The sequence below is a fragment of the Photobacterium sp. 270122K genome, from assembly GCF_059941365.1.
Map to the genome: position 1 here is coordinate 239,033 of NZ_JBPOEN010000001.1, position 21,881 is coordinate 260,913.

Sequence of the window (21,881 nt, forward strand, 5' to 3'; positions counted from 1 at the left end):
GTATATCGCTTTTCAATGATTATGCTGTAACAAGCACATCATCCATCGCTAGACGCGCTTTTGGTAGACCGTGGTTATAGTCTTCACCGTCTTTGTGGTAGCCGATAGCCAGTGCAAGTTCACACACGTGGCCATCCAGTTCAGCGGCAAATTGTTCACCGATCAAGGTTGGGTCAACCCCTTCCATTGGTGTGGAGTCGATACCTAAACGCGCAAGCGTATGCAGAATGTTACCCAGTGCAATGTACACTTGTGCTTTTGTCCAGTTACCGTTGAAACCAGCGTCATCGGTGTTCGCTTCCGCGAAGGCATACGCCCCCATGAACATGTCGTACATGTCTGCAGGCAAGTGACCGCAGGTGACTTCCGCATCCACACGCTTGGCAAACTTCTCTTTGGTGAAGTTAGGATCGTAAGCAAAAAGAATAGTGTGAGACGCTTCTTTCGCATGCGCTTGGTTAAACTGGTGCATGTTGGCAAACGTATCGTGGAAACGTTGCTTCGCCGCGTCTGACTCGACAATCACGAATTTCCATGGCTGCGAGTTAATAGAAGATGCTGACATACGCAATGCTTCTTTGATCACGGCCATATCGTCTGCCGAGATACGCTTCGCTGCATCGTATTTTTTCGCTGTGTAACGTGTATTAAGATCGTTAATGATTGGATGAGACACGTATTTACCCTCTTCGTTTGTTCTGCCAGTGTCGATGCCTTCCGCATCAAGCACCGTACTTATCTCGAAATTGGGTTCATCATAGCGTTTTGATTCAGATTGATAATACCGACTTTCTGTAATTCACTATTTAGTTTTTGTTTATAATCACCCCACACACAAACAAAAAGCCCGACAAGTATGCCGGGCGTGGGACGTAACTATCCGCGTAACACAATAAGAAGATTAAAATTCATACTTCGCTGTAATCGACCAGTTGCGGCCCGCTTCGGTCAAATCTTTGTTTTCTGACGTTTGGCCACGTACATCATTCCAGTTGTAGTACGCTTCATCCGTCAGGTTGAACACACCCGCACGTAACGTCAGATCCTTGATCGGTTTGTAATACGCGATTAAATCCACCACGGTCGCACTTGAGATGGGCAATATGTCATCGCCATTGATGTCGCTGCGGCTTTTCGAAGCCGTGTAGTTTATGTTCAGTGTCGTACCCCAATTGCTGACCGAATCATAGTTAAAGCCGGCCACAAGATTCCAAGGGTTTACGCTGTTTAACGGATCATTGTTGCCGTCTTCCCCTTCGGTATACGCCGCAGCAACACGCGAACTGAAGCCTTCAACAGGCATAAAACCATCCCACCTCAGTCGATTCGAAAACTCAATACCTTTAATGGTCGCTTTACCGATATTCACGTATTGGAATACGGCAGGATCCATCATCGGAATAAAGCTGCCAGATACTTGTTGCTGTTCAATAAAGTTATCGTAATCGCTGTAGAAAATGGCGATTTCACTGCTTGAGATCGCCGTGTGATGACGCCAACCTAACTCATAAGAAAGGCTTTCCTCTGCTTTCAAGTCTGGGTTAGGCTTATTCACGTAACCGTGCATCGGGTTACCAAACGAATAAAAGAGCTCTTGAAAATCAGGGGCGCGGAAACCTTGGCTGATCTGCGCGAACACACGGTGTTCATTATTGAGTTTGTAAATCGCCCCTAGACGTGCAGTAAAGGCGGAGTCTGAGAATTTTTTGTATTCGTTATCTGGGTTTCCACTCGGGTTTTCACTGGCATCGCCCGGATCCGTTTCAAAAGAGTCATACCGAATCCCGGGGGTGATAATGGCATTGCCCACCGTGATTTCATCTTGCAGGAAGAAACCGTAACGACGCTCGCTGGCAGAGGGAATGTAGAAAATTTCGCGATCGGTCCCCGTACTGTTGAACTCACTGTTAATGTTCTTGATGTCTTTATCTAAGTACGATGCGCCATACACCAGATAGTGCTCAACGCTGCCCAGTGTGACGTATTTATCCATTTGCAGATCAAACTGATAGCCGTCATCTTTGTAAATGTAATCTTTCCGTTGATTATTCGTGCCTTTCACACGCTCAGTGACGCCATTTTCTTCTTTGCTTAGCCAATCAAACTGCCACGTTAACGTATCGGCCACGGGTGCCTGCATGGCCCAAATGTGCTTTAGGCCAATTTGATATTGCTCGGTACTGTCTTCACTGGTGCCGTCGGTGTAACCACGGTAAGTTTGATCGCCTTCACTGTCATTGTGCAGGTAATTACCGGTAAATTCTAAACGGTGCGCATCATTAAATTGGTTCTGCACTTTCAGTAATACATTGTCTGCGCTGGTATCTGCATTAAGCGGTTCACCAAAGTTGTCCAGCTCACTGCCGTCACGACGGGTATAACCGACTAAGGTTTCGAGTCCACCGGTTTGATTTGCCACCGCGACGGACTCACTGAACGTGCTGTCTTCCGATGAATAATTAAACTTGGCATGCCCGCCCCACTCACGACCTTTTAAAAAATCCGACGGATCTTTGGTTTCAAAGGCCACAATCCCACCAATAGCATCGGAGCCGTGCAATGAGGACGCCGCCCCTTTCACCACTTCAACCGCTTTAATCATATCCGTATCGACTTCAACGCGGGCTGAATTGATAAAATTATTACCCGTATCAAATTGGTTACCTTGTGATACACCATCCACCAGCACTTTTATTCGGTTACCTTCGATACCGCGAATATTAATACTTTGCACCCCTTGGCGCGCATTGGTTTGTACACTAACCCCCGGCGTGTATTGGAAAAGGTCCTCTAAACCGGTGATCATTTCTTCTTCAATATCTTGGCTAGTCACAACAGCCACAGACGCTGCGGTGTCTTCAAGCTGGCTATTAGTACGCGTGGCGGTCACCACCACTTCATCCAACGTATATTCTTGTGCAGTAACCCCTTGAGAAAGGGCCAATAAAATAGACGCAGTGAGTACAGATTGTTTATAACGATGGGTTGTCAGCATGACTTCAAATCCTTTGAAAACGTTACATAAAAGGGAAAACCGTCGCATTCTATTTTGTTTGAATGATAATTACTATCATTATCATTACGTTTTATTGATTTTATCCATCTTCATGCTTTTGCATCACACAGAAATGCACCTAGGACATAAAGCTCGCTCGTTTGGATTGTCAATGTATTGTTTGAAATGAGTTGTTAATGGATTGTTTACAATGTGGGCGTGTCGTTTTATGCCTTCTTTGCCAATAGAAATGATGACCCTGCCTTATTGATGGAAGCTGCTACATGGTGGATTCAAACCCATCAATTGGATCACTTTGAGAAAGCCAAAAAGATTATTGCTATGGTGGAAGCGGAGCGTGATGGCGATTAACATCGCATGGTATAGTGGCTGATTATTGACAAGTTATAACGACAACGCTTTTATGGATAACACCGATTTTCTCGATTACCTCACCGCTGAATTTAAGCTGTATCACCGTATTCCCACGCAGGAAACACAAGCCAGACGCGATAAAAAACAATTCATCGCAGGCTTGATGAAAGCCTCTCGCTTCTTCGGTGTCGGGTATGATGAACTGCAAGCGATTATCGACAATGAACAACGCAAAGACGCACCGTTATTCACGACATTGGATGAGATGCTGGCTGTGCCTGCTTACCTTCGACATCCAAAATAGTCATCACGTTACCCTTGAATTCAAATAAATAGGTACAACATTCCTCTTCATTTTGCAGGGACGCAAAAATAGAGTCACGAATGTATTTAGCGTCCCAGCATAGTGACCTCACCACACAGGTAATACACGCAAGCAACGACACCAAAACCCCCCCACAAAGACAAGGACTGCATTATGTGGCTAACAGAAACAGAATTAACATCACGTACTATTACCCTTATCCCCTTGCGCCGCGCTCATGCTGATGCGCTGATTGCGGCAGCCACTGATGGCCAACTCTGGGAGCTCTGGTTTACCGGTGTACCAGATGCGACGACCATTCACGATTACATTACCCATGCATTAGAAGAGCAAGCCATCGGGCGTGCATTGCCTTTCGTGGTACGAGATAATGTGACTGGCGATATCATGGGTACGACGCGTTTGTGTAATGCCGATACAAAAAATAAGCGCCTAGAAATTGGTTACACCTGGTATGCAAAGTGTGTTCAGCGATCCAGCGTGAATACCGAATGCAAGCAATTGCTGCTCACTCATGCCTTTGAAAATCTTGACGCGATCGCGGTGGAATTTCGTACCCATTGGCACAATCAGGCATCCCGACAAGCCATTGCTCGCCTAGGCGCAAAACAAGACGGCGTGTTACGCAATCACCAAGTCATGCCGGATGGCTCTTATCGCGACACCGTGGTGTTTTCTATTATTAACCATGAATGGCCCGCCGTGAAAATGCACCTTCGCCATAAGTTAGCGGTAAACAGAGATTAATTAACGTGGTGAGAAATACCGTCGAGCAACAGGCTGCTCGACGGTATATTGATTTGTTATTTTAGGCTCGGAACGAAAATCAGTAGGTCATCTTCGGATCAACACATTGGTAAATCTGCCCGATACTGGCGGTATCACTCAATAATGTGTGCGCAAGCCTTGCCACTTCACTGCGTGTGATCAGACCATGCACTTCACCGCCTTGAGAAAGCACACCGCTATTTGTCGCCTCCCCTTCTTTCAAACCTCCCGGACGTACAATCGTGAAATCTAGCGCACTACTTTGCAACCATGCTTCTGCCAATGATTTTTCACGCACTGCTGCGCCAAATCCTTGCTTGGCACGATCAGAAAGGTACTGCCACGAATCCCCACACCCGAGTGATGTGATAAGCAAGAAGCGACCAATGTTCGCCTGTTCTAATGCATCAATCACATAGCGATGACCAATATAATCCACGGGGATATCAGCATGGAAACTGCCCATGGTGGAAATCACCCATGCCTCCTGAGGTAATGCGGCCACCGTTTCGACCACTTGCGCTTGAACCGTTGCGTCACACGACAACGTTGGGATCCCCATTGCTGCCAAACGGGCATTCTTCTCTGGGTTTCGGGCAATCGCAATCACCTGAAAACCTTGCGCATAAAAATAGTCGGCCATCGCGGCCCCTAAGCCACTCGCAGCACCCCAAATCGCGATAGTTTGCATCACTTACCTCACAATACTAATGAAAATGATAATAGTTTGCATTTATTTATTTGGAAATGCTACTTTTCTGACAGAATTCTTTTTCCGCTCTCTTTATGCCTCCGTCTCAACCATGCGTGTTGCACTTACTCTCTGAACTCAAGCACAAATCGTCTGGCGTTTCATACGTACCTACACATTCAACGCTGTTTTTTAAGTTCATGCACACACTCATACCCACAAAGGCATGTGCGTAAATGCATGCTGTTCAGTGATATAACACCAAAAAAGAAGGAACGTCCCTGTTGTTTGACACCACTTGAACATAAGCTCAAGGCTGACTTGTATCATGCTGAAAAACAACGTACTCAATACCAACGTTCAATGCATTTATTTCGCCTTAACCATAATGGATGGGCGAATTATCTAAGGAATTTCATGGACACCTTCCGCACCCTGTTAGCCACGTGCTTTTTTCTCGTGGGTTGTTATTTCGCGATAAGTATCGTGGTGTCTGACTTTTCTTTAGCTTTATTATTTTCAACATTGTTTGCTTTTATCACGGCACACTTCGTCCTGCCGAGTGATTATCGTCGTCGTGAAAATGGATGGGGAGCGTTAGATTGGGTCTGCGTCTTTATTGACATCCCCTATTGGATCACCGCGTTTATCGGACGCTTTATTGCACGCATTACCATCAATCTTTTTGATTGAACGCCACTTGCAAGCGAAACTCTTGGGATAACTCGCAAACACTAGGTATGATGCTGTTCCTGTCATTGTATTGAAATACCATAACCACCAACACTTTGACTGACACTGATTGTATTGTACATATTCCACCGTGTGATGCATTCACACAAAGATAGGACACCACGTTGTTATTTAAAATCCCGCTGCTCATCATGCTCTTATATTATCACGCACAAAGTCAGCACTCTGTCCGTGCCGGTTTATTGTGGTTTGGTGGTATTTTTTTCCTTACTGCCGTCACAGCCTCTTTAAACGGGTATACGTTGGTACACGTTATTTTATCAACGTTTATCGCCTTACTGTATTTTCACTTATTGGAAAAAGCAGAGAACCTATTACTCTGGTGGCCAACCATGATTTTAGGGGCGGCGGCACTCATTATTTTTTAAATCAACGTGTACAACGTCTATCAATGATGGAGCTTTCTTCATGCCATTATCGCAACGGTTCACGGCACTGTTTAGCACAAAATATCAATCGCTTGCATTGCGATGTTTTGATGTATTAACTGAACATTACAGTGAATCGCACCGGCATTATCATACCCTGCATCACGTGACTGCCTGTCTAAACCAACTCGATAATCTCCACTTAGACGCACGGCACGAAGGAAATACGGATTATTTATCAGCGAATTACCGTGATTTAGCCTTGTCGCTTTGGTTCCATGATGTGATTTACGATCCGACACAACAGGATAATGAAGCGAAAAGTGCGCAATTTGCACAGCAGTGGCTGCGCCAACTCAACGAACCCAATCGCACCATTACAGCCGTTAGCGCCTATGTTTTGACCACGGCACACACAACCAAACACACGATCGATAACACGGCAATCAATACGCACGCGGCAGACACTCTACTGGATATTGATCTCAGCATACTCGGCGCACCAGTCGCACACTTTCAGCAATACGAAACAGCCATTCGCCAAGAATATCTTTTCGTACCAGAGCCACAATACCGACAAGGCAGAATCGCCGTATTACAGCACTTCTTGGATTCCCCCCCTATCTACCGTACCGAGTTATATCAACGTCGGTATGAACAACAAGCCAGACTGAATCTCAACGCAGCCATTCAACAACTGCGCGCTTTGTAGCGTTTAATAAGATAGGACGACACAGTGTGGCATTCGCGATTGGCTTTGCAGGGTTATAGGGCATGTTCAGCGCGGGAATAAAAAAAGCCTCCGCGAGGGAGGCTGTTCATTCTTTATTTTTTCGCTTTCTTAGCTTCTTCTAGAATTTCTCTCATTCGCTGAGCTGAAATACGTGGCTTACCCATAATACTTCTCCTTGTAACAATGAGATACGCTTATTACTGATGAGGTGTCAGCGTGTTAAGTGATATCTATACTTTCAATTAGGTTCAAATCCAATATACCTAACCCACCAAATTTTTAAACATATAATTAACCAGCAAACAACGTAGACTTGACATATTATTGCGCGCGTAAATTATAAAAAACCGCCCAACAAACAGCATCTACACCTATCAATCACCGCCATCTATGCGTATAAGCTCTGTTTATTAACAACACATACGTACACAGCCCACATTCACTTGTGTGATTGGACGCTAAAATTCAAGTGGTAATAATTTTGCGTGCACAGATAAATTGTGACACGAATCAACAATAACTCACCACCAATCAGTTCCGTATCCCTCCCACCTTAGAACGACGATCTCCCCGCCCACCGCATAATCAGCAGGGAGATAAGCGTAATATTAAGTGAGGGACACCACATCGAGTCGTTCAAACTCGGTGTAATTTGGGAAAACCTCTTTCAAAGTACGCTCTGTTGCGCCCATCCATCGACCAAGGCTGATATTGATCTGATCCGTCGCTATCGCAGGCAGCAAACGTCCGCGTTCTACCGTATCTGGCCCTTCTACCGTGTAATCTGGCCACGTACCGATAAACGCATTGCCGTTCACTGGTCCGCCCATGATCAATTGATGCCCGCCCCAACCATGGTCGGTCCCTGTACCGTTGGCTGGAATACGACGGCCAAAGTCAGACATCGTCATGGTGACCACGTCGTCATGCAACCCGAGCGCTTTTAAATGTGCATTGAAGGCCGCCATCGCATCGCTTAACTCTGCAAATTTTTCCTTGTGTGTATTCTCTTGATCGACATGTGTATCAAAGCCGGACAGACGTAAAAAGAAAATCTGCTGACTATGGCCTAATGCGGCACGTTGACGGATCAAACGGGAAGTCACTCGAAATTGCGTGCCTAGACCCGTATCCGGATACAGCGTGTTATCATCAGTTATCGCATCAATGGTATCAATCAACTGATCAGCAACGTTAATGGCATCGTGTCCGGTTGCCAATACCGTTTGTGCAAAGCCATTCTCTGCCGGCAGCGCGTGCATATCCGCCAGTGCTTGAACCGTCATCGGGGTAGCATTCAATTTGCTGATATTATCCCCCTTGATGATGTTTTGGTTGTAAGTCTTCGCGCGCAACAATTGAATGTCCCCCGCATGACTGAACAAGGGCGCAATACTGTGATCCGCTGACAACACATCCATCAGGCGCCCCGCCCACCCGGTTGTCAAGCTGTACCCAACCGCCCCTTTGCACACTTCTGTTTTTTGTGAGTTATGCGAAAACAAGAAGGGCGGCAGCAACGATCCCTGCGTTTCAGCTTGTTCTTTGGTGACAGGCTGACGTAATACACCACAGTTCACGATCACACTAGCATCACCGTCATTACAGACGTCTGCCAGCGCGCGCATAGCCGGGTGTAATCCCAGTGTGACGGCCTGCCCATCGCGACAGGTGCCGATAGCAGGGATCGGCAACAACTGATCTTTCACTTGGGCGATGTCTGGGCGCAAATCATGATACGTCTGATAATGGGACGCAGAAGTAGGGATCACCATGTTCGCAGAATCATTACCGCCATCAAGCATGACGCACACTAACGCTTTACTGCCTGAACGCCCGCTTGACGCCAAGCAGGCAGAAGCGGACAACATACTCGGTGCAGCCACCGAAAATAGCGTCATATTTTTGATAAATTCACGACGTGTAAACATGCTTACCTCTGGATCAAAAATTCTGGGCTGGTGACGACTAACGACAGGGCGAGCATCACTTTATAGTTGATATTACGTTCTGTGCTGATGCCATTTATCAGCGCGTGTGTCAGCCCTTCACTCATGGTGCCATTGAAAAAGCGCTGATTAATCAACGCAGGCAGCATGGCCGCATCGTCTGATTTTGCCGCCGCGACATACTCTGATAAATCAACATACACGGCATTATCACAACGCGGTTTGTCCGCCGTTGGCGTGGCTAACGCACGCGAGAAACGCGAACGTAAGGTGTTGTGGTAACCAATGAAGCCCGTCCATGGCAGGATCTCAAACTCTGGGGCGTACAACCCTTGTTCCAATAACTTGCCGCTAGGCATGAAATCTTGCGAGTAGAAATTAAAGACCGAGTTCGCCGTCAATGGCCCTTGCGCGATGTTGTTGAAGATTTCAATGGCATCCAGTACATGATCACCGTTCACTTTGGCGTTCAAAACACGGAACACTTCCGCCACTGCAATCACAGGCTCTTTCAATTTCATGACGGGGTATTTATCAGGGTCAGACACGGTCATGCCCAGCGCTTCTTCATCCAGTAACACGGCGGCAAATACACTTTTTAGATCACCTCGCTCCCCTTCACCATTGTCATTAAATACCAGCGCTACCCGTTCGATATACGCAGGCGATGGATTCGAGGTGACGAGACGTTGGATCAAATGTCGAGCCACAAAGAGGCCGGTATTCGGGTGTTCGAACAAAATGTCGAGTACATCTTGCACATCTTTAAGTGGTGTTTGGCCTGCTGGTAGCACATGTCCTAACAGGGTTTTCTCACCGTCATCATGCAAACTGCCCCACTTATCAGACGCTGGTGTCATCGGCGCGATAAAGCCTTTACCATCAATAGGACGGTTCGTTTCAGGATCCACAACGCGATCCGAGTATGTCCAACCACTAAACGCGCGGGCAACCTCCTCGACATCTTTCTGGCTGTAGGTATATATCGGCTGGCCATCATTACCGGTTTTCATCGAACCATCAGAGTGCATTTCATACAAACCAAGGGTGAATAACTGCATCACTTCTCGTGCGTAGTTTTCATCCGGATAGGTGCCACGTTTCGGGTTATGTTTACGGCTATTGGCCATGGTCAAGTAACTGCCCATCGCCGGACTCAAGGTGGCCGCTTCCAGCAAATCACGGTAGTTGCCAAAGGCGTGTGTCAGCAAGATGTCGTAATACGCCGCCAAACTTTGTGGATGACGAGAGATATAATTGTATTTGCGGCTCACAACCAGTATTTGGCTTAATGCGAACGCGGCACGCTGGCGTACTTGGTCTTCGCCATAGAGCATTTGATCCCACCACATGCTTTCTCGCATCGGGCTCATCTCATGCTTGACCCAGCGACAGGCATTCGTGGGTTTCGGTAAGCCTTCTACTGCCTCAAGGGTATCAGCCAACATAGCGCGTTGAGACACAACAGGTAACGCAAACTGGTTCTCTAACCATTTCACGTAACCCAACTGTTCAAATTCTTGTTGTTGCTTCGCAGACAGCCCAACGGTGGCTCGGTGTAAGAAGCGTTGTTGCTGAGTGGCGGTCAACGTATCCGGAGATCCCGCCGGTAACCACGATGGGGTCTGCGTTGTGGGTGGCAGAATATCTGTCGGCGGCACAATATCTGTCGGTGGAACTGGCCCCGTAGAATCACTCTCACCGCCACACCCCACCAGCCACACGCTACTAACAAGTACGGTGTAGCACATCCCCTTCCTGATACTTTTCGCTAAATAACTGATCATTTTTATTTTTCTTTTCTGAATATCGACATCGCGCAGCCAAATCATCGGCGTCACAGTATTTCGCCGCCTTTAATAGCACTATTGCGAATTCAGACAAAGCCATCATACTCATGAAAAATCAGACATTCCTTCCAAGTACAATAAACAGAAGATCACAAAGGATATTTCATGCAGCAATGGCTGAAAAATACCGCATAAAAGGGCACAAGAAACACAAAGAAAGGATAAAAAGAGGAAGGCAATTGAGGACGAACAGGAGGAGAAAAAACGCAAACGACGCACAAGCAGTCCCATGGTAGAAACACGGCTACCATGGGTAGTATCTCTCGATCTAAATAGCAGTACAACGCGGCCTAAAAAAGCCAAACAGACACTACAGTGATTTTATGGCACTCACTAACTGCGAATCCAAACTTTCATCCACCAGCTTTTGCGCCGCGAGATCAAAATTATCATAAAAACTCGGCACAGAAAGGCTCGCCTTTACTTCTGCACCAAAAAACGGCATAGAACCCACAGCGGCGGCCAGCACATTCTGCGCCCCACCTGGGCCGGGGGACGTTGCTAGCAATACCATGGCTTTATCCTGGTATACCTTGGGCGCAATGCGGGAACACCAATCAAACAGGTTTTTGTAAGCCGCAGAATACGACCCATTGTGTTCGGCAAACGACACCACTACGGCATCGGCTTGTTGAAGCTTGGCCAAAAAAGCTTTGGCATTGTCTGGTTGCCCGAGTTTTTTTTCATTATCTTCACTAAAAAGTGGCAATTCGAAATCATTCAAATCTAAAACTTCCACCTCATCATCAGCCAAATGCGACACCGCATACGAGACCAATTGTTTATTGATGGACGTACTGCTCGTACTAGCAGCAAAAGCGATCACTTTCATGTTCAATCCTTTTATGATGAAGAGATAATGTAGAGACTGCGGCGACACAAAAACACACACCGTTTAGGCTGTGCCACTTTTCACGGTCACTTGATAACTGTCACACCATAACATTAACAGAACAGTTACATCTACTTTTCCCAAGAAGCTTGCTGACACCCTCTCGGTAACAGGCATAAAAAAGCTGGGCGAGCCCAGCTTTAGAGATACATGATACTTGTACTAACGGTAAAAAACGCTTAACTCACACTATCATCATGCCTTACGGCCAATGAACGAGCGAGGATCGATAACGTTGTGCCGTTATGCAATAAGGCACTCGCAGCAGGGCTCAACCATCCCAAGGCAGCAGCCAGCATGATGCCACTGTTAATGTACTCGGTCAGTTTGATATTACTGTTCACCATCGACATCGCTATATTGGCAAGCTGTCTGGCTTGCGCTACGCCATATAGGTGGTCACGCAACAAGACGACATCTGCCGCCTGACGCGCCAACTCAGTACCTTTGCACATTGCTACACCCACATCAGCTTTCGTCAATGCAGGGGCATCGTTCACTCCATCACCCACGAACATCACGGTACGACCTTGCTGCTTGAGTGATTCGATGATTTCCGATTTACTTGCTGGCGTAGCTTCGGCATACACCGCGTCCAGCTGAAGTTCATCCCCTAACATCTGTGCTTTAAAAGCGCGATCACCAGAGATCATCACCAGTTGTGAAATACCTGACTCACGCAATGCCGCCAGCGTACTGACTACATCCTCACGCAAGTGATCCCGCAAGCCGATCATCCCGATCAACCGCTTTTCATGGGAAATGAAGATAAGGTGCCGTCCCATTTCTTCATACGCCTGAATCTCCGCGTCAACCGCACTGAAGTCAACGCCTTCATGGGCTTCAAGGAAGTGGCGGCTGCCCATGACTAAACAACGATCATGAAGCTGGCTACGCAAACCATGCGCTATCACATATTCCACTTCGCCGTGATCAATGTGCGGTAACGCATTATCCCTTGCCGCAGCCACAACAGCCTGCGATAACGGATGACTGCTATGCTCTTCCACTGAAGCAGCAATGGCCAATAAGTCACGCGCGGTATTGTCACGGCAGAAAGGCACCACATCGGTCACTTCCATGTCGCCGTAGGTCAAGGTGCCTGTTTTATCAAACACACACGTATCCACCTTCACCAACTTCTCAATCGCACTGCCCCCCTTCAACAAAATACCTTGCTGGGCGGCGCGGTACATGATCGACTTGAACGTCACAGGGGTGCTGAGTTTCAATGCGCAGGAGTAATCGACCAAGAAGACAGAAGCAACACGGTTAATATCTTGCGTTAAGGCAAAGACCGCCGCCCCAATGCCCAGCGTGATTTTCACTCGGCGTTTGGCCATTTCTTGGGTAACTTGCTGGATTTCGCTTTTTTCACTCAGCGACTCGTAAATCAACGCCGCAATTTTTGCGGTTGTTGCTTCACTGCCCACCTTATCAACACACACCTTAATGGTGCCATCGTGCACGGTGGTACCGGAATACACTACTGCATCAATTTCTCGACGCACAGGCACACTTTCACCCGTGAGTGTCGATTGGTTGATCAATGCCGTACCGGACACAACTCGACCATCAATCGGAATCGCATCGCCGGGCATCAGCTCAATCAAATCACCTTCTTTAAGCACGCTAGAACACACTTGTTCTTTGCCGCTCTCGGTGATCAACCAAACACGGCTGTCTTTCGGCTGCATCAACTCTGCCAACAGCTGATCACTGCTGCGGCTAGTTTGATGCTCCATGTATTCACCCAAGCTCACCAAACTTTGGGTCATCATGGCGGTACGGTAATCTCCGCGCCACGCTGATAAACCAATCGCAACCGCATCCAGCACTTCCACCGAGATTTCACGCTGACGAAGATCAGAAAAACCTTCATACAATGTTGGGGCAATCAAGGTCGCCGTAGATAGCGCCGCCCAACGCTGAGGCAGCAAGGCCGCAGCCAAGGTACCGATGACATTCAGAGCTACATCGCCGCGCGTGTACACATGCTCTGCGTCTTGTTTATCCCCCTCAGACAAATCCATTTCTTCAAGGCGAGATTTGATCGCGTTGTAACGGATCAGCTCAGGATCATAATGAACGATGATTGCACAAGCCGGCTCATTAAGGCGTACTTCCTTGATCCCCTGAATCGCCATCAGGCTTTGTTTGACCCAGTCACCAATACCGCGATGGTGCTTCAGGCAATGCGCCTTAAAGCGGATCCGTCCAGGTAAATGATGGCGAAGTTGCAATCCAATCATTCTTCACCTTTATGAAGGTTACGGTAATACTCAAGCTCCGCCTGCGTATCTTCTAAGCGCTCTTTCAATTCTTCAACTTCGCCACGTACTGTTGACCAAGCACGCTCACCGGTTGCCGCGACACCTTGCTGAAACTTTTTGTTTGTCAGCAAGTACGCCACGGCAGCGCCTGCTACCGCACCCATCAAATAATGCGTTGTAGTATTTTTCTTTTGGTAGCTGATACCCTGCCCTTGTTGCGTCTGTCCATCAGCCTGAGCGTGTGGGCCGGTTTGATAAGGGCCGTAATACGGGTAGCCATAGTAAGGGTATTGATTATTCATGATCTTTTTTATCCGTCAGCGATTCGTACAAATACAGCCCTGCTGCACCTGAACTCAATAGGGTTAACATCGATAGCACGGGGCGACCGGCCATTTTATCAGCAACATAGGTGGTGGCACCGCTCACGATGCCGGCTTTCATCGCATCTCGGACGACATTGCTCACTAACTGATTCGTGTCAATCTCGCCTTGTTGATGTGCTTTCCATTGGCTTGCTGCCGATGCCGAGCCCCCCAATATGGATCCCACCAGCATGGCACGGCTGGCAGGATGCAGTTGATTTGAGGAGTTACTCATCGTGGTTTACTCTGCGTCTGGACGAGGTGTCAGGTCATGCTGCACATTTTCTTCTTGTACCGCAGGCTGCGCCACGTCATTAGGCTGACGATGACGTTCAACCGAGTCTTTAAAGCCCTCTTTACCCGCACCGACGGTATCGCGGAAAATCTCACTACCTGTTGTAACGCTTTGCTTCACGGTTGATGCAGTTTGTACCGCTGTATCTTTCACGGTTTCGCCGCCACTTTTGACCATGCTACCCGCATTAGAAACCAGCCCCATGATGCCTTTACGCACGTTTTCATTGCTCAGAATCAATGCCGCTGCTGCGCCTACAACCGCGCCTTTCCAAAATTCTTTATCGTTCATTCCCATCGTCCCTAAAATTTGTTTAAACATACCTGCGTCTTCACCCAACGCCCCATCAAGCATGGCTTGAGCCTGCTCAAACATGGCATCAGATGCGTCATGATTATCATGATGATGCGCGTCCTGCTGAGGCATATGCGCATGCATCTGTGGTTGTACTAGTGGATGCATGTGACCCATGTGAGCATGCATCGGGGGTGGCATGTGCGGATGTTGCCCCGTGAAAGGCGGCATCCCTGCTTGTGCCATGTAGTGATGTGCCAGATGCGGATGCATCATAGGCGGTGGCATCATGCCCATATGACTACCATGCCAATGCGGGTGCATGTGCGCACCGGCGTACATGCCTGGCTGAGGACTGCCGTGCGCCATAAATGGCGGCTCAGCGTGTTGATTTTTAGTCGGTTCCGCTGAGGGTGAAGGCGTACCTTGATAAGCCGCAGCCTGCGCCATCGCATGCTGCGCATAAAACGCAGGATGCATATGGGGGGGACAATACGGGTGATGCGCATGCATAGGTGGCGGTGTCATACCCGGCGGCATCTGCCCATAAGGAGGCGCCATTGATGACGCCTCCTGACCTTGTTCAGCGCCAGATGCCATCATTGCGGCCCACGCATTCGGATTGCCATACGGATCAAACGGGCTCTCTTTTTGCTCGTTTTCACGTTTATCACTCATTCACTAACTCCATCTATATCAACAAGCTGGCTCAATAATGCACACGCTTGTTGTGCATCAGCATCCGATTCTGAAAACAACGCATTAATAAGGGAAGGCGCCACCATTGCTGCATCGTATTCAATAAGTATGCTGCTCGTTGCGCTATTCAATTTGTAATGCTTGAACGCGGGCACACTCGCTAACCCGTTTTCTATCTCTTTTGTATTAAAACACGCGAGATGAGCCAGAAGGCCGAGTTTGTATTTCAGCCTGATCCGGCCAGGAATATGGTGTGCAATCGTCACCATGCGACGCAGTTTAAGCGCCATATCTACTTGATTCTTCATAGGTATCACGAAGTATTAACATGAAACCACACTAACACACCATTATGATTTACAAGGTTGAATTTAAGATTACTTTGCGCTAAATCAAGAGAAATGCTAGAGTTGCGAATGGGAATAATTATCATCGGTATTGGCGCTATTATGAACACTTACATTCACCAAACAAACAAACGTTTACGTATTCGTTCGGACTATATTCGTGACCATGCAACGGAGGTGGAAGGGCTAATTTCACAACTTTATGACATCGAAGCAATTACGGCGATCAAACATAAAAAATATGCCGGATCTGTCGCAATTTCCTTCGATAACACGCAGATAAGTGCGGAAGACATTCTCGATACTGTCGAAAGTCATCACTGGTTAAGAGAAAATAATAAGCCGACATTTATTGAAAATGCGGTAACGAAAGGCACCAAAACATTTGCCAAAGGCGTTGCGGTTATGGCGTTAAAACGCATTGCTGGCCCGTCCGTGAGCCGTCTGCTTTTAAGCATGTAACATTGAATAGATATACATCTAATTGAATATTCGCATAAGTAAAATGAAACACATGACGAGGATAATCAGTAGATAAGTAGATAAGTAGATAAGTAGATAAGTAGATAAGTAGATAGCCTACTGCGTCTCTTTGATAATCAAATCACCGCTACGCCGCTTTTAAACCAAATTTCTTCATCGCGCACTTACACAATCCCCCACTCATTGCCGGACACCGTTTACAAGGGGGCGATTTTAAAGGCAACTTTGCCAATGATGTCGACGACTGAGGTGATGCGCTTGAAACCGCAAATCCTTTTCCTGATGGAGCCGAAACAGGCGAACGTGGTGTCATCATTGTTTCGCGCGTGTAAGACACCCCTGTACCGGTATACCCTTCATTAAACCAAGACAGCAATGGGTTTAATGGCGAGCTCAATTCTGAAGCGACTGAGCGCAACATATCTTGTGATAATTGCTTCACTTCACCTGTAAAATCATCATTCACACCCTGTCTGTGCGTAGCATGAGGCTTCAAATTCGCCAGTGCACGTTGCGAGACGTTGTGCGTGTTCATTTTCTTTTTTAATTTTTTTAACGCTTTCTTCGCATCCACGGCATACCCCCTACTATTATCCTCATCAATTTAGCAAAACTCTCCCCCTGCGTAAATAGTAACGATTTGCATTAGCGTTTTTATTCTTTATTGCTACTCCTCGGATCTCAATCGATGTCTGAGCCCGTATTTAAGTCTAAGCACATCATAAAGTTATGGTGCAATAGCGCATCAAGCGTGTCTCCACCAATCACTATTACACACAGGAAATAGTGATTTGCATTTATCTATGATTATCATTATTAAAGAAATAATTATACTACTGCCATCAACATTAAGACCTGAGCAACAGGCAAACATAAAAACGGAGAAAATGATGGGTTGGCTATTTTTATTACTTGGCGTCATGGCAGAAGCCACTTCACATGTTGCATTGCGCGCAACCAATGGGTTTACCAACTGGTTACCCACCACCATTGTCTTGCTCGGCCACCTTCTTGCTTTTCTCTTTTTAGGCCAGGCAATGAAATCCTTACCCGTCGGGATTGTACATACCCTATGGACGGGTCTCGCCATTGTGATTGTCACCGCGATGTCGAGCATCATTTATAAGCAACACCTGGATGCCAAAGTCTGGTTAGGCATGCTGTTTGTTGCTGTAGGTATCGCCATCATTAATTTGGCAGGCGCCCCTCACACGCATTAAGAAGGAGACGATCATGACAGAAGAACGTGCGATCAATCTTTATTATTATCTCGTCCATAACCATGCCAGTCGAAAAGAGATCAATGCTGTGCTTGCTTTACTGCAACAACAGCATAATGTCGATTTACGGCAACTGGACAAGCGATTGAACAAACGTCGCATCACATCACCGAACCGGTTCGACATTAACAGTTATGGTGCAGGGGGATCTCGCACTATGAACCAGACCCGAGGCATGCAAAATGCGTAAGCCGTACACCATAACCATCGGCATTTCGATCGTATGTGCTCACAGTGTCAATGAGAATAAGGATGGAAACTGTTCTCTTTGTCCTGTGACAGGCCTCGTTAAATGTACAATTTATTAACCGCTTAGCACTCCATCCCTATTCTCCCCTGTTATCATTAACTGATAACGCATCGATCAATACTCGGCAGTAACCTTTATGAACACTGCTGCCATCAAAATGGATGAGATGGAGTACATCATGACTATTATCCGAAACGCACTGCTAAGTAGCTTATTCGCCGTTGCCGCTTTCGCACAAGCACATGACGTTCAACTCGGCGACTTAACCATTGCCCACCCATGGTCTAAACAGGTGCCACCGACGTCTCAAGTGGCTGCGGCCTTCTTCGCGATAGACAATCAAGGCATGAAAGAAGACGTGTTACTGCGTGCTACCTCCCCCATTGCCGGCAAAACAGAATTGCATGCTCACACCCATGAAAATGGCATGATGAAAATGCGTGAAGTCGAGAATATTCCTGTGCCGGCCCATGACACCACATTGCTAAAACCTGGCGGCTTGCATGTCATGTTATTTGATCTGGAAACCGTTCCTACACTGGGTGAGATGTTCCCGCTAACGCTGTATTTCAAGCGTGCTGGCAAGGTCAATGTGGAAGTGAAAGTGGAACCTGCGACCTTTGTGTCTGAAGCGATGAAGCAGGAAGGCATGAATGAGGAACCTATGGATCACTCAAAAACGAAGCATAATGAAAAAACAGCCGTGAATAATCACGATCACCATTAATGGCTCACACATCAACGTTAAAATAAAAAATCCGAGCACGCCATGCTCGGATTCTTTATTTATCGCCATATTCTCGCTTCGCTATTTTTTCGCAGAAAACAGCGGCTGATCGGACTTATCTTTCTCTGACCAGAAATTAATATTGAATTGCGCATCCTCGCTTAATTCAATCCGGTGCCAATACTGCGGTGGACTCGTCGCAAATTGCCCCGCGTTGATCACCACGGTCACTTCAGGTTCAGTGGCTTCACTATCCGCAAAACCGAAATAGGTGACGGTGCCTTCCATCACACACAACTGGCCAAACACTCCTTCTGCCGTGTTGTGGTGCGTTAATAGCGCAGGCGGCACTGTCGCTTTCGTGAAAAACGGCGTTGAACGTTGAACCGTCCAATGTGCAGGAATACGTAAATGAGACCCTAATGTAGACATCGTTTTCTCCTTACTACTCTTCATTATTGGTTAATAGCACAACGCGCTAGCGCAGTGCATTTAATAACGTGAATGCTTTGGGTAAATGCTGTTCTGTCACCACAAAACCTTGGGCTTTACCTTCTTCATCAAAGGTCTGGCAAGTGGTCCCTGTACTGTCGAGGTCAACCTGCCAACGATGGGCACCCAACACATTATGGCCACTGAGTTGAATGGGATAATGCGGCGTTTTCACTTTGACCAACATCGGCGGCAATACCACCGCTGTCGGAGTGCCCAATAACGTTTTCGCTAAGGCATTGGCACTCAGTAAAGCAGGCTGTAAATAAGCCATAACCTGACCGTTAATTTCTGCACAGTCACCCAAGGCATAAATATCCGCACACGAGGTTTGTAACTGGCTGTCGACCACGATCCCACGCCCGGTTTGTAACCCCGTTTGTATTGCTAACGCGGTATTAGGCACTAACCCTGCCGCCGCAATCACATGTGAAGAATCAAATGATCGCCCAGAGGCCAACGTCACTCGCACGTGCGGTTCCAGATGATTGTCAGGTTGAGTATCAATGCGTTGGATATGATCACCCAGTGCCAGCGTAACGCCCATTTGCGTCATCACTTTTTCCAGTTTGTGCGCCACCGTTTCTGGCAACAGTGAAGCCATGATACTCGCTGCAGGATCCACCAACGTCACGTGTTTGCCCGAGGTGGCAAAATCCATCGCCAATTCGGCACCTATTACCCCTGCGCCGATCACCGTCACATGAGATGCCGCCATTAAGGCATCCTGACTATAGCGATACTCCTCAAGGCTGTTTAGCGTGCGCACTGTGTGCACGCCGTCCCCTTCCATCGGCGGTATAAAAGCACGCGCACCGGTTGCTAACACTAATTTACCGTAAGCATATGACACCCCGGATGCGGTCACTGTTTTGGCGACGGGGTCAATCGCTTCTACCGGGCAGTGCACATGTAAGGTCACTTGTTGTTCTTGAGCAAAGGCCTCACCAGACTGGCGAACTAAATCCTCGGCGCGTTGCTGACGGCTGAACACATGGCTGAGATCCGGCTTGTTATAATCACTGCCATCATTCGCGGTGAAGACATGAATAGGACACGTTTGATCGCCACGACGGATCGCTTTTACCAATTGGTAAGCGGCAAAGCCGCTCCCAATGATCACAATAGAGTCTGTCATCACTTACTTCCCGCTCACAGGCACAAACACCTCTTTACCCAAGCCGCATTCCGGACATAAAAATGTCTCTGGCACATCAGACCAACAGGTGCCGATGTCAACGCCTTGGTTTGGTTCACCCACTGCTGGGTCATATACCCAGTTACACACGGTACACAGCATGTTTTGTGTATCAACAGAAAACTCAGCGGCATTCACTGGTTCAGCGATGCGTTGTTGCGCTGATGGCTGTACGCTGGGTTGCGCTTGCGGCGGCACCGATACGGCAGGTTCGCTGACAGGCTGTAATGCACGGGGGATCACAGACGACAGATCACGTAATGCCCACTGTTTGGCGATCATACGGCCATGTTCACGGCATTCACGCAATGCTTTACCGTCCGGTTTCCATTTCGCTTTTAAGCCCAGTGTGGTTTCAAACCCAGCATCGGTGAGGCGTGAGTGAATACGGTCAACGGCACCGCCATTCCAGCCATAGCTACCAAACGCACCGGCTTTTTTGTTTTTAAAGCGCAAACCGGTAATCTCTTCCAACATGCCTGCAATTTTAGGCATCATGACATTGTTCATGGTGGAGGATCCGACCAAGATCCCTTTGGATCGAAACACGTTAGCCAGAATCTCATTCTTATCCTGACGGGACACATTAAACACTTTCACCGCCACCGCCGGATCGACATCATGGATCCCTTGAGCAATGGCATCCGCCATCATGCGGGTGTTGTTTGACATGGTGTCGTAAAAAATCGTGATGCGATCTTCTTGGTAGTTATTTGCCCATTCCAGATATTGATGGATGATTTGGGTTGGGTTTTCACGCCACACAATACCGTGCGAAGTCGCGATCATATCGACCGGTACATTGAAGCTCAGCACTTCATGAATTTTAGCCGTCACCAAACCACTGAATGGGGTCAGAATGTTGGAGTAGTAACGCAAGCACTGCTCCATCAATTCATTTTGATCCACTTCATCATTGAAGAGGTGTTCGTCACAGTAGTGTTGACCAAACGCATCGTTACTGAATAACACGGCATCTTCTGTCATGTATGTCATCATGCTGTCCGGCCAATGCAGCATCGGCGCTTCAACGAAAATCAGTTGCTTGCCGTTACCGAGATCTAACGTGTCGCCGGTTTTCACAATATTGAAGTTCCACTCTGGATGGTGGTGGTGACCGACAATGGAATCAACCGCGTTTTCAGTACAGTAAATAGGCGTATTCGGAATGCGCGCCATCAAAGCGGTTAATGCGCCAGAGTGATCTTCTTCGGCATGGTTAATCACGATATAGTCAATGCTGGCCAGATCGATTTCCATCTCCAAATTTTGGATAAACTGCATGCTGAAACGGTGATCGACAGTATCAATCAGCACGGTTTTTTCTTCACGGATCAGGTAACTGTTATAGCTGGTTCCTTTTGTCATTTTGTATTCGGTGCCGTGGAAGTCTTGTACTTCCCAATCGCGCTGGCCAACCCAATGAATGTTATTTTTTACGTGAATAGTCATGTTGTTACCTTTTATGCTAAGTCTTGG

The 21,881-nt window shown here is 47.4% G+C and carries 24 protein-coding genes and 1 pseudogene; 10 read left to right on the plus strand and 15 right to left on the minus strand.

Translation table 11 applies throughout. The features are described 5' to 3' along the window. Positions 1-19 precede the first annotated feature (19 nt). Both ACSF8W_RS01135 and ACSF8W_RS01140 read right to left on the minus strand, forming a co-directional pair. Complete coding sequence (locus ACSF8W_RS01135) at positions 20-676, minus strand: NAD(P)H-dependent oxidoreductase (protein WP_500844328.1); 657 nt, start codon at positions 674-676, stop codon at positions 20-22. A gap of 225 nt (positions 677-901) precedes the next feature. Continuing rightward, a complete protein-coding gene (locus ACSF8W_RS01140) occupies positions 902-2,995 on the minus strand; it encodes a TonB-dependent hemoglobin/transferrin/lactoferrin family receptor (protein WP_500844330.1) in 2,094 nt (697 codons plus the stop codon). Between the two features lie 210 nt (positions 2,996-3,205). Between ACSF8W_RS01140 and ACSF8W_RS01145 the strand changes: the two are divergent. The 3 genes and pseudogenes from ACSF8W_RS01145 to ACSF8W_RS01155 form a co-directional block, all read left to right on the plus strand. Then, a pseudogene (locus tag ACSF8W_RS01145) lies at positions 3,206-3,367 on the plus strand (DUF6500 family protein); the annotation flags it as partial. Between the two features lie 52 nt (positions 3,368-3,419). Further along, the gene (locus tag ACSF8W_RS01150) at positions 3,420-3,674 is read left to right on the plus strand and encodes a hypothetical protein (protein WP_500844331.1); all 255 of its coding nucleotides are present in this window, start codon (positions 3,420-3,422) and stop codon (positions 3,672-3,674) included. Between the two features lie 174 nt (positions 3,675-3,848). Then, on the plus strand, positions 3,849-4,442 hold the full coding sequence (locus ACSF8W_RS01155; RefSeq protein WP_500844332.1) for a GNAT family N-acetyltransferase: 594 nt from the start codon (positions 3,849-3,851) through the stop codon (positions 4,440-4,442). 79 nt (positions 4,443-4,521) lie between these two features. Here ACSF8W_RS01155 and ACSF8W_RS01160 read toward each other — a convergent pair whose 3' ends face one another. Then, positions 4,522-5,154 carry an SDR family NAD(P)-dependent oxidoreductase gene (locus tag ACSF8W_RS01160; RefSeq protein WP_500844334.1) on the minus strand — a complete coding sequence of 211 codons (633 nt, stop codon included), beginning with the start codon at positions 5,152-5,154 and terminating at the stop codon, positions 4,522-4,524. A gap of 417 nt (positions 5,155-5,571) precedes the next feature. Here ACSF8W_RS01160 and ACSF8W_RS01165 point away from each other — a divergent pair, with 417 nt between their 5' ends. From ACSF8W_RS01165 to ACSF8W_RS01175, 3 genes are all read left to right on the plus strand, one after another. Then, the gene (locus ACSF8W_RS01165; protein WP_500844336.1) at positions 5,572-5,847 is read left to right on the plus strand and encodes a hypothetical protein; all 276 of its coding nucleotides are present in this window, start codon (positions 5,572-5,574) and stop codon (positions 5,845-5,847) included. Positions 5,848-6,011: 164 nt separating this feature from the next. Then, entirely contained in the window at positions 6,012-6,275 is a 264-nt protein-coding gene (locus tag ACSF8W_RS01170; RefSeq protein WP_500844338.1) for a hypothetical protein, read from the plus strand. A gap of 40 nt (positions 6,276-6,315) precedes the next feature. Further along, entirely contained in the window at positions 6,316-6,987 is a 672-nt protein-coding gene (locus tag ACSF8W_RS01175) for an HD domain-containing protein (protein ID WP_500844339.1), read from the plus strand. Between the two features lie 629 nt (positions 6,988-7,616). Here ACSF8W_RS01175 and ACSF8W_RS01180 read toward each other — a convergent pair. The 8 genes from ACSF8W_RS01180 to ACSF8W_RS01215 all read right to left on the minus strand — a co-directional run bounded on the left by ACSF8W_RS01180 (position 7,617) and on the right by ACSF8W_RS01215 (position 15,933). Continuing rightward, entirely contained in the window at positions 7,617-8,939 is a 1,323-nt protein-coding gene (locus tag ACSF8W_RS01180; protein WP_500844341.1) for a DUF1501 domain-containing protein, read from the minus strand. A gap of 2 nt (positions 8,940-8,941) precedes the next feature. Further along, positions 8,942-10,708, minus strand: coding sequence for a DUF1800 domain-containing protein (locus ACSF8W_RS01185; protein ID WP_500844342.1), 1,767 nt, complete (start codon positions 10,706-10,708; stop codon positions 8,942-8,944). Between the two features lie 409 nt (positions 10,709-11,117). Beyond that, on the minus strand, positions 11,118-11,639 hold the full coding sequence (locus ACSF8W_RS01190; RefSeq protein WP_500844344.1) for an NADPH-dependent FMN reductase: 522 nt from the start codon (positions 11,637-11,639) through the stop codon (positions 11,118-11,120). 239 nt (positions 11,640-11,878) lie between these two features. Next, a complete protein-coding gene (locus ACSF8W_RS01195) occupies positions 11,879-13,951 on the minus strand; it encodes a heavy metal translocating P-type ATPase (protein WP_500844346.1) in 2,073 nt (690 codons plus the stop codon). Then, positions 13,948-14,274, minus strand: a complete 327-nt coding sequence (locus tag ACSF8W_RS01200) for a YtxH domain-containing protein (protein WP_500844348.1) — start codon at positions 14,272-14,274, stop codon at positions 13,948-13,950. Before ACSF8W_RS01200 ends, ACSF8W_RS01195 begins: the two co-directional genes overlap by 4 nt. Continuing rightward, a complete protein-coding gene (locus ACSF8W_RS01205) occupies positions 14,267-14,572 on the minus strand; it encodes a magnetosome protein MamC family protein (RefSeq protein WP_500844349.1) in 306 nt (101 codons plus the stop codon). Before ACSF8W_RS01205 ends, ACSF8W_RS01200 begins: the two co-directional genes overlap by 8 nt. 6 nt (positions 14,573-14,578) lie before the next feature. After that, complete coding sequence (locus ACSF8W_RS01210; RefSeq protein ID WP_500844350.1) at positions 14,579-15,604, minus strand: hypothetical protein; 1,026 nt, start codon at positions 15,602-15,604, stop codon at positions 14,579-14,581. Continuing rightward, complete coding sequence (locus tag ACSF8W_RS01215) at positions 15,601-15,933, minus strand: HMA2 domain-containing protein (RefSeq protein WP_500844352.1); 333 nt, start codon at positions 15,931-15,933, stop codon at positions 15,601-15,603. Before ACSF8W_RS01215 ends, ACSF8W_RS01210 begins: the two co-directional genes overlap by 4 nt. Before the next feature lie 108 nt (positions 15,934-16,041). Here ACSF8W_RS01215 and ACSF8W_RS01220 point away from each other — a divergent pair, with 108 nt between their 5' ends. Further along, on the plus strand, positions 16,042-16,434 hold the full coding sequence (locus ACSF8W_RS01220; RefSeq protein ID WP_500844354.1) for an HMA2 domain-containing protein: 393 nt from the start codon (positions 16,042-16,044) through the stop codon (positions 16,432-16,434). Positions 16,435-16,582: 148 nt separating this feature from the next. Here ACSF8W_RS01220 and ACSF8W_RS01225 read toward each other — a convergent pair whose 3' ends face one another. Next, positions 16,583-17,029, minus strand: a complete 447-nt coding sequence (locus ACSF8W_RS01225; RefSeq protein WP_500844356.1) for a hypothetical protein — start codon at positions 17,027-17,029, stop codon at positions 16,583-16,585. Positions 17,030-17,345: 316 nt separating this feature from the next. Here ACSF8W_RS01225 and ACSF8W_RS01230 point away from each other — a divergent pair, with 316 nt between their 5' ends. From ACSF8W_RS01230 to ACSF8W_RS01240, 3 genes are all read left to right on the plus strand, one after another. Beyond that, positions 17,346-17,675: a DMT family transporter gene (locus ACSF8W_RS01230; protein ID WP_500844973.1), complete on the plus strand. Its 330-nt coding sequence runs from the start codon at positions 17,346-17,348 to the stop codon at positions 17,673-17,675. Positions 17,676-17,688: 13 nt separating this feature from the next. After that, positions 17,689-17,925, plus strand: coding sequence for a hypothetical protein (locus ACSF8W_RS01235; RefSeq protein ID WP_500844357.1), 237 nt, complete (start codon positions 17,689-17,691; stop codon positions 17,923-17,925). Between the two features lie 238 nt (positions 17,926-18,163). Continuing rightward, on the plus strand, positions 18,164-18,712 hold the full coding sequence (locus ACSF8W_RS01240) for a copper chaperone PCu(A)C (RefSeq protein WP_500844359.1): 549 nt from the start codon (positions 18,164-18,166) through the stop codon (positions 18,710-18,712). 81 nt (positions 18,713-18,793) lie between these two features. Here ACSF8W_RS01240 and ACSF8W_RS01245 read toward each other — a convergent pair whose 3' ends face one another. The 3 genes from ACSF8W_RS01245 to norV are packed head-to-tail and all read right to left on the minus strand — an operon-like array spanning position 18,794 to position 21,854. Next, on the minus strand, positions 18,794-19,144 hold the full coding sequence (locus ACSF8W_RS01245) for a TehB family protein (RefSeq protein ID WP_428480127.1): 351 nt from the start codon (positions 19,142-19,144) through the stop codon (positions 18,794-18,796). A gap of 46 nt (positions 19,145-19,190) precedes the next feature. Further along, on the minus strand, positions 19,191-20,342 hold the full coding sequence (norW, locus tag ACSF8W_RS01250; RefSeq protein WP_500844361.1) for an NADH:flavorubredoxin reductase NorW: 1,152 nt from the start codon (positions 20,340-20,342) through the stop codon (positions 19,191-19,193). Between the two features lie 3 nt (positions 20,343-20,345). Further along, positions 20,346-21,854: an anaerobic nitric oxide reductase flavorubredoxin gene (norV, locus tag ACSF8W_RS01255; RefSeq protein WP_428480125.1), complete on the minus strand. Its 1,509-nt coding sequence runs from the start codon at positions 21,852-21,854 to the stop codon at positions 20,346-20,348. Positions 21,855-21,881: the final 27 nt, after the last annotated feature.

Coding starts and splice junctions, on each gene's coding strand:
- ACSF8W_RS01190 (WP_500844344.1), bottom strand. CDS start 11,639: ATGAAAGTGATCGCTTTTGCTGCTAGTACGAGCAGTACGTCCATCAAT.
- ACSF8W_RS01235 (WP_500844357.1), top strand. CDS start 17,689: ATGACAGAAGAACGTGCGATCAATCTTTATTATTATCTCGTCCATAAC.
- ACSF8W_RS01245 (WP_428480127.1), bottom strand. CDS start 19,144: ATGTCTACATTAGGGTCTCATTTACGTATTCCTGCACATTGGACGGTT.
- ACSF8W_RS01140 (WP_500844330.1), bottom strand. CDS start 2,995: ATGCTGACAACCCATCGTTATAAACAATCTGTACTCACTGCGTCTATT.
- ACSF8W_RS01210 (WP_500844350.1), bottom strand. CDS start 15,604: ATGAGTGATAAACGTGAAAACGAGCAAAAAGAGAGCCCGTTTGATCCG.
- ACSF8W_RS01230 (WP_500844973.1), top strand. CDS start 17,346: ATGGGTTGGCTATTTTTATTACTTGGCGTCATGGCAGAAGCCACTTCA.
- ACSF8W_RS01240 (WP_500844359.1), top strand. CDS start 18,164: ATGACTATTATCCGAAACGCACTGCTAAGTAGCTTATTCGCCGTTGCC.
- ACSF8W_RS01195 (WP_500844346.1), bottom strand. CDS start 13,951: ATGATTGGATTGCAACTTCGCCATCATTTACCTGGACGGATCCGCTTT.
- ACSF8W_RS01180 (WP_500844341.1), bottom strand. CDS start 8,939: ATGTTTACACGTCGTGAATTTATCAAAAATATGACGCTATTTTCGGTG.
- ACSF8W_RS01150 (WP_500844331.1), top strand. CDS start 3,420: ATGGATAACACCGATTTTCTCGATTACCTCACCGCTGAATTTAAGCTG.
- ACSF8W_RS01175 (WP_500844339.1), top strand. CDS start 6,316: ATGCCATTATCGCAACGGTTCACGGCACTGTTTAGCACAAAATATCAA.
- ACSF8W_RS01155 (WP_500844332.1), top strand. CDS start 3,849: ATGTGGCTAACAGAAACAGAATTAACATCACGTACTATTACCCTTATC.
- norV (WP_428480125.1), bottom strand. CDS start 21,854: ATGACTATTCACGTAAAAAATAACATTCATTGGGTTGGCCAGCGCGAT.
- ACSF8W_RS01185 (WP_500844342.1), bottom strand. CDS start 10,708: ATGTGCTACACCGTACTTGTTAGTAGCGTGTGGCTGGTGGGGTGTGGC.
- ACSF8W_RS01205 (WP_500844349.1), bottom strand. CDS start 14,572: ATGAGTAACTCCTCAAATCAACTGCATCCTGCCAGCCGTGCCATGCTG.
- ACSF8W_RS01200 (WP_500844348.1), bottom strand. CDS start 14,274: ATGAATAATCAATACCCTTACTATGGCTACCCGTATTACGGCCCTTAT.
- ACSF8W_RS01215 (WP_500844352.1), bottom strand. CDS start 15,933: ATGAAGAATCAAGTAGATATGGCGCTTAAACTGCGTCGCATGGTGACG.
- ACSF8W_RS01220 (WP_500844354.1), top strand. CDS start 16,042: ATGGGAATAATTATCATCGGTATTGGCGCTATTATGAACACTTACATT.
- ACSF8W_RS01165 (WP_500844336.1), top strand. CDS start 5,572: ATGGACACCTTCCGCACCCTGTTAGCCACGTGCTTTTTTCTCGTGGGT.
- norW (WP_500844361.1), bottom strand. CDS start 20,342: ATGACAGACTCTATTGTGATCATTGGGAGCGGCTTTGCCGCTTACCAA.
- ACSF8W_RS01160 (WP_500844334.1), bottom strand. CDS start 5,154: ATGCAAACTATCGCGATTTGGGGTGCTGCGAGTGGCTTAGGGGCCGCG.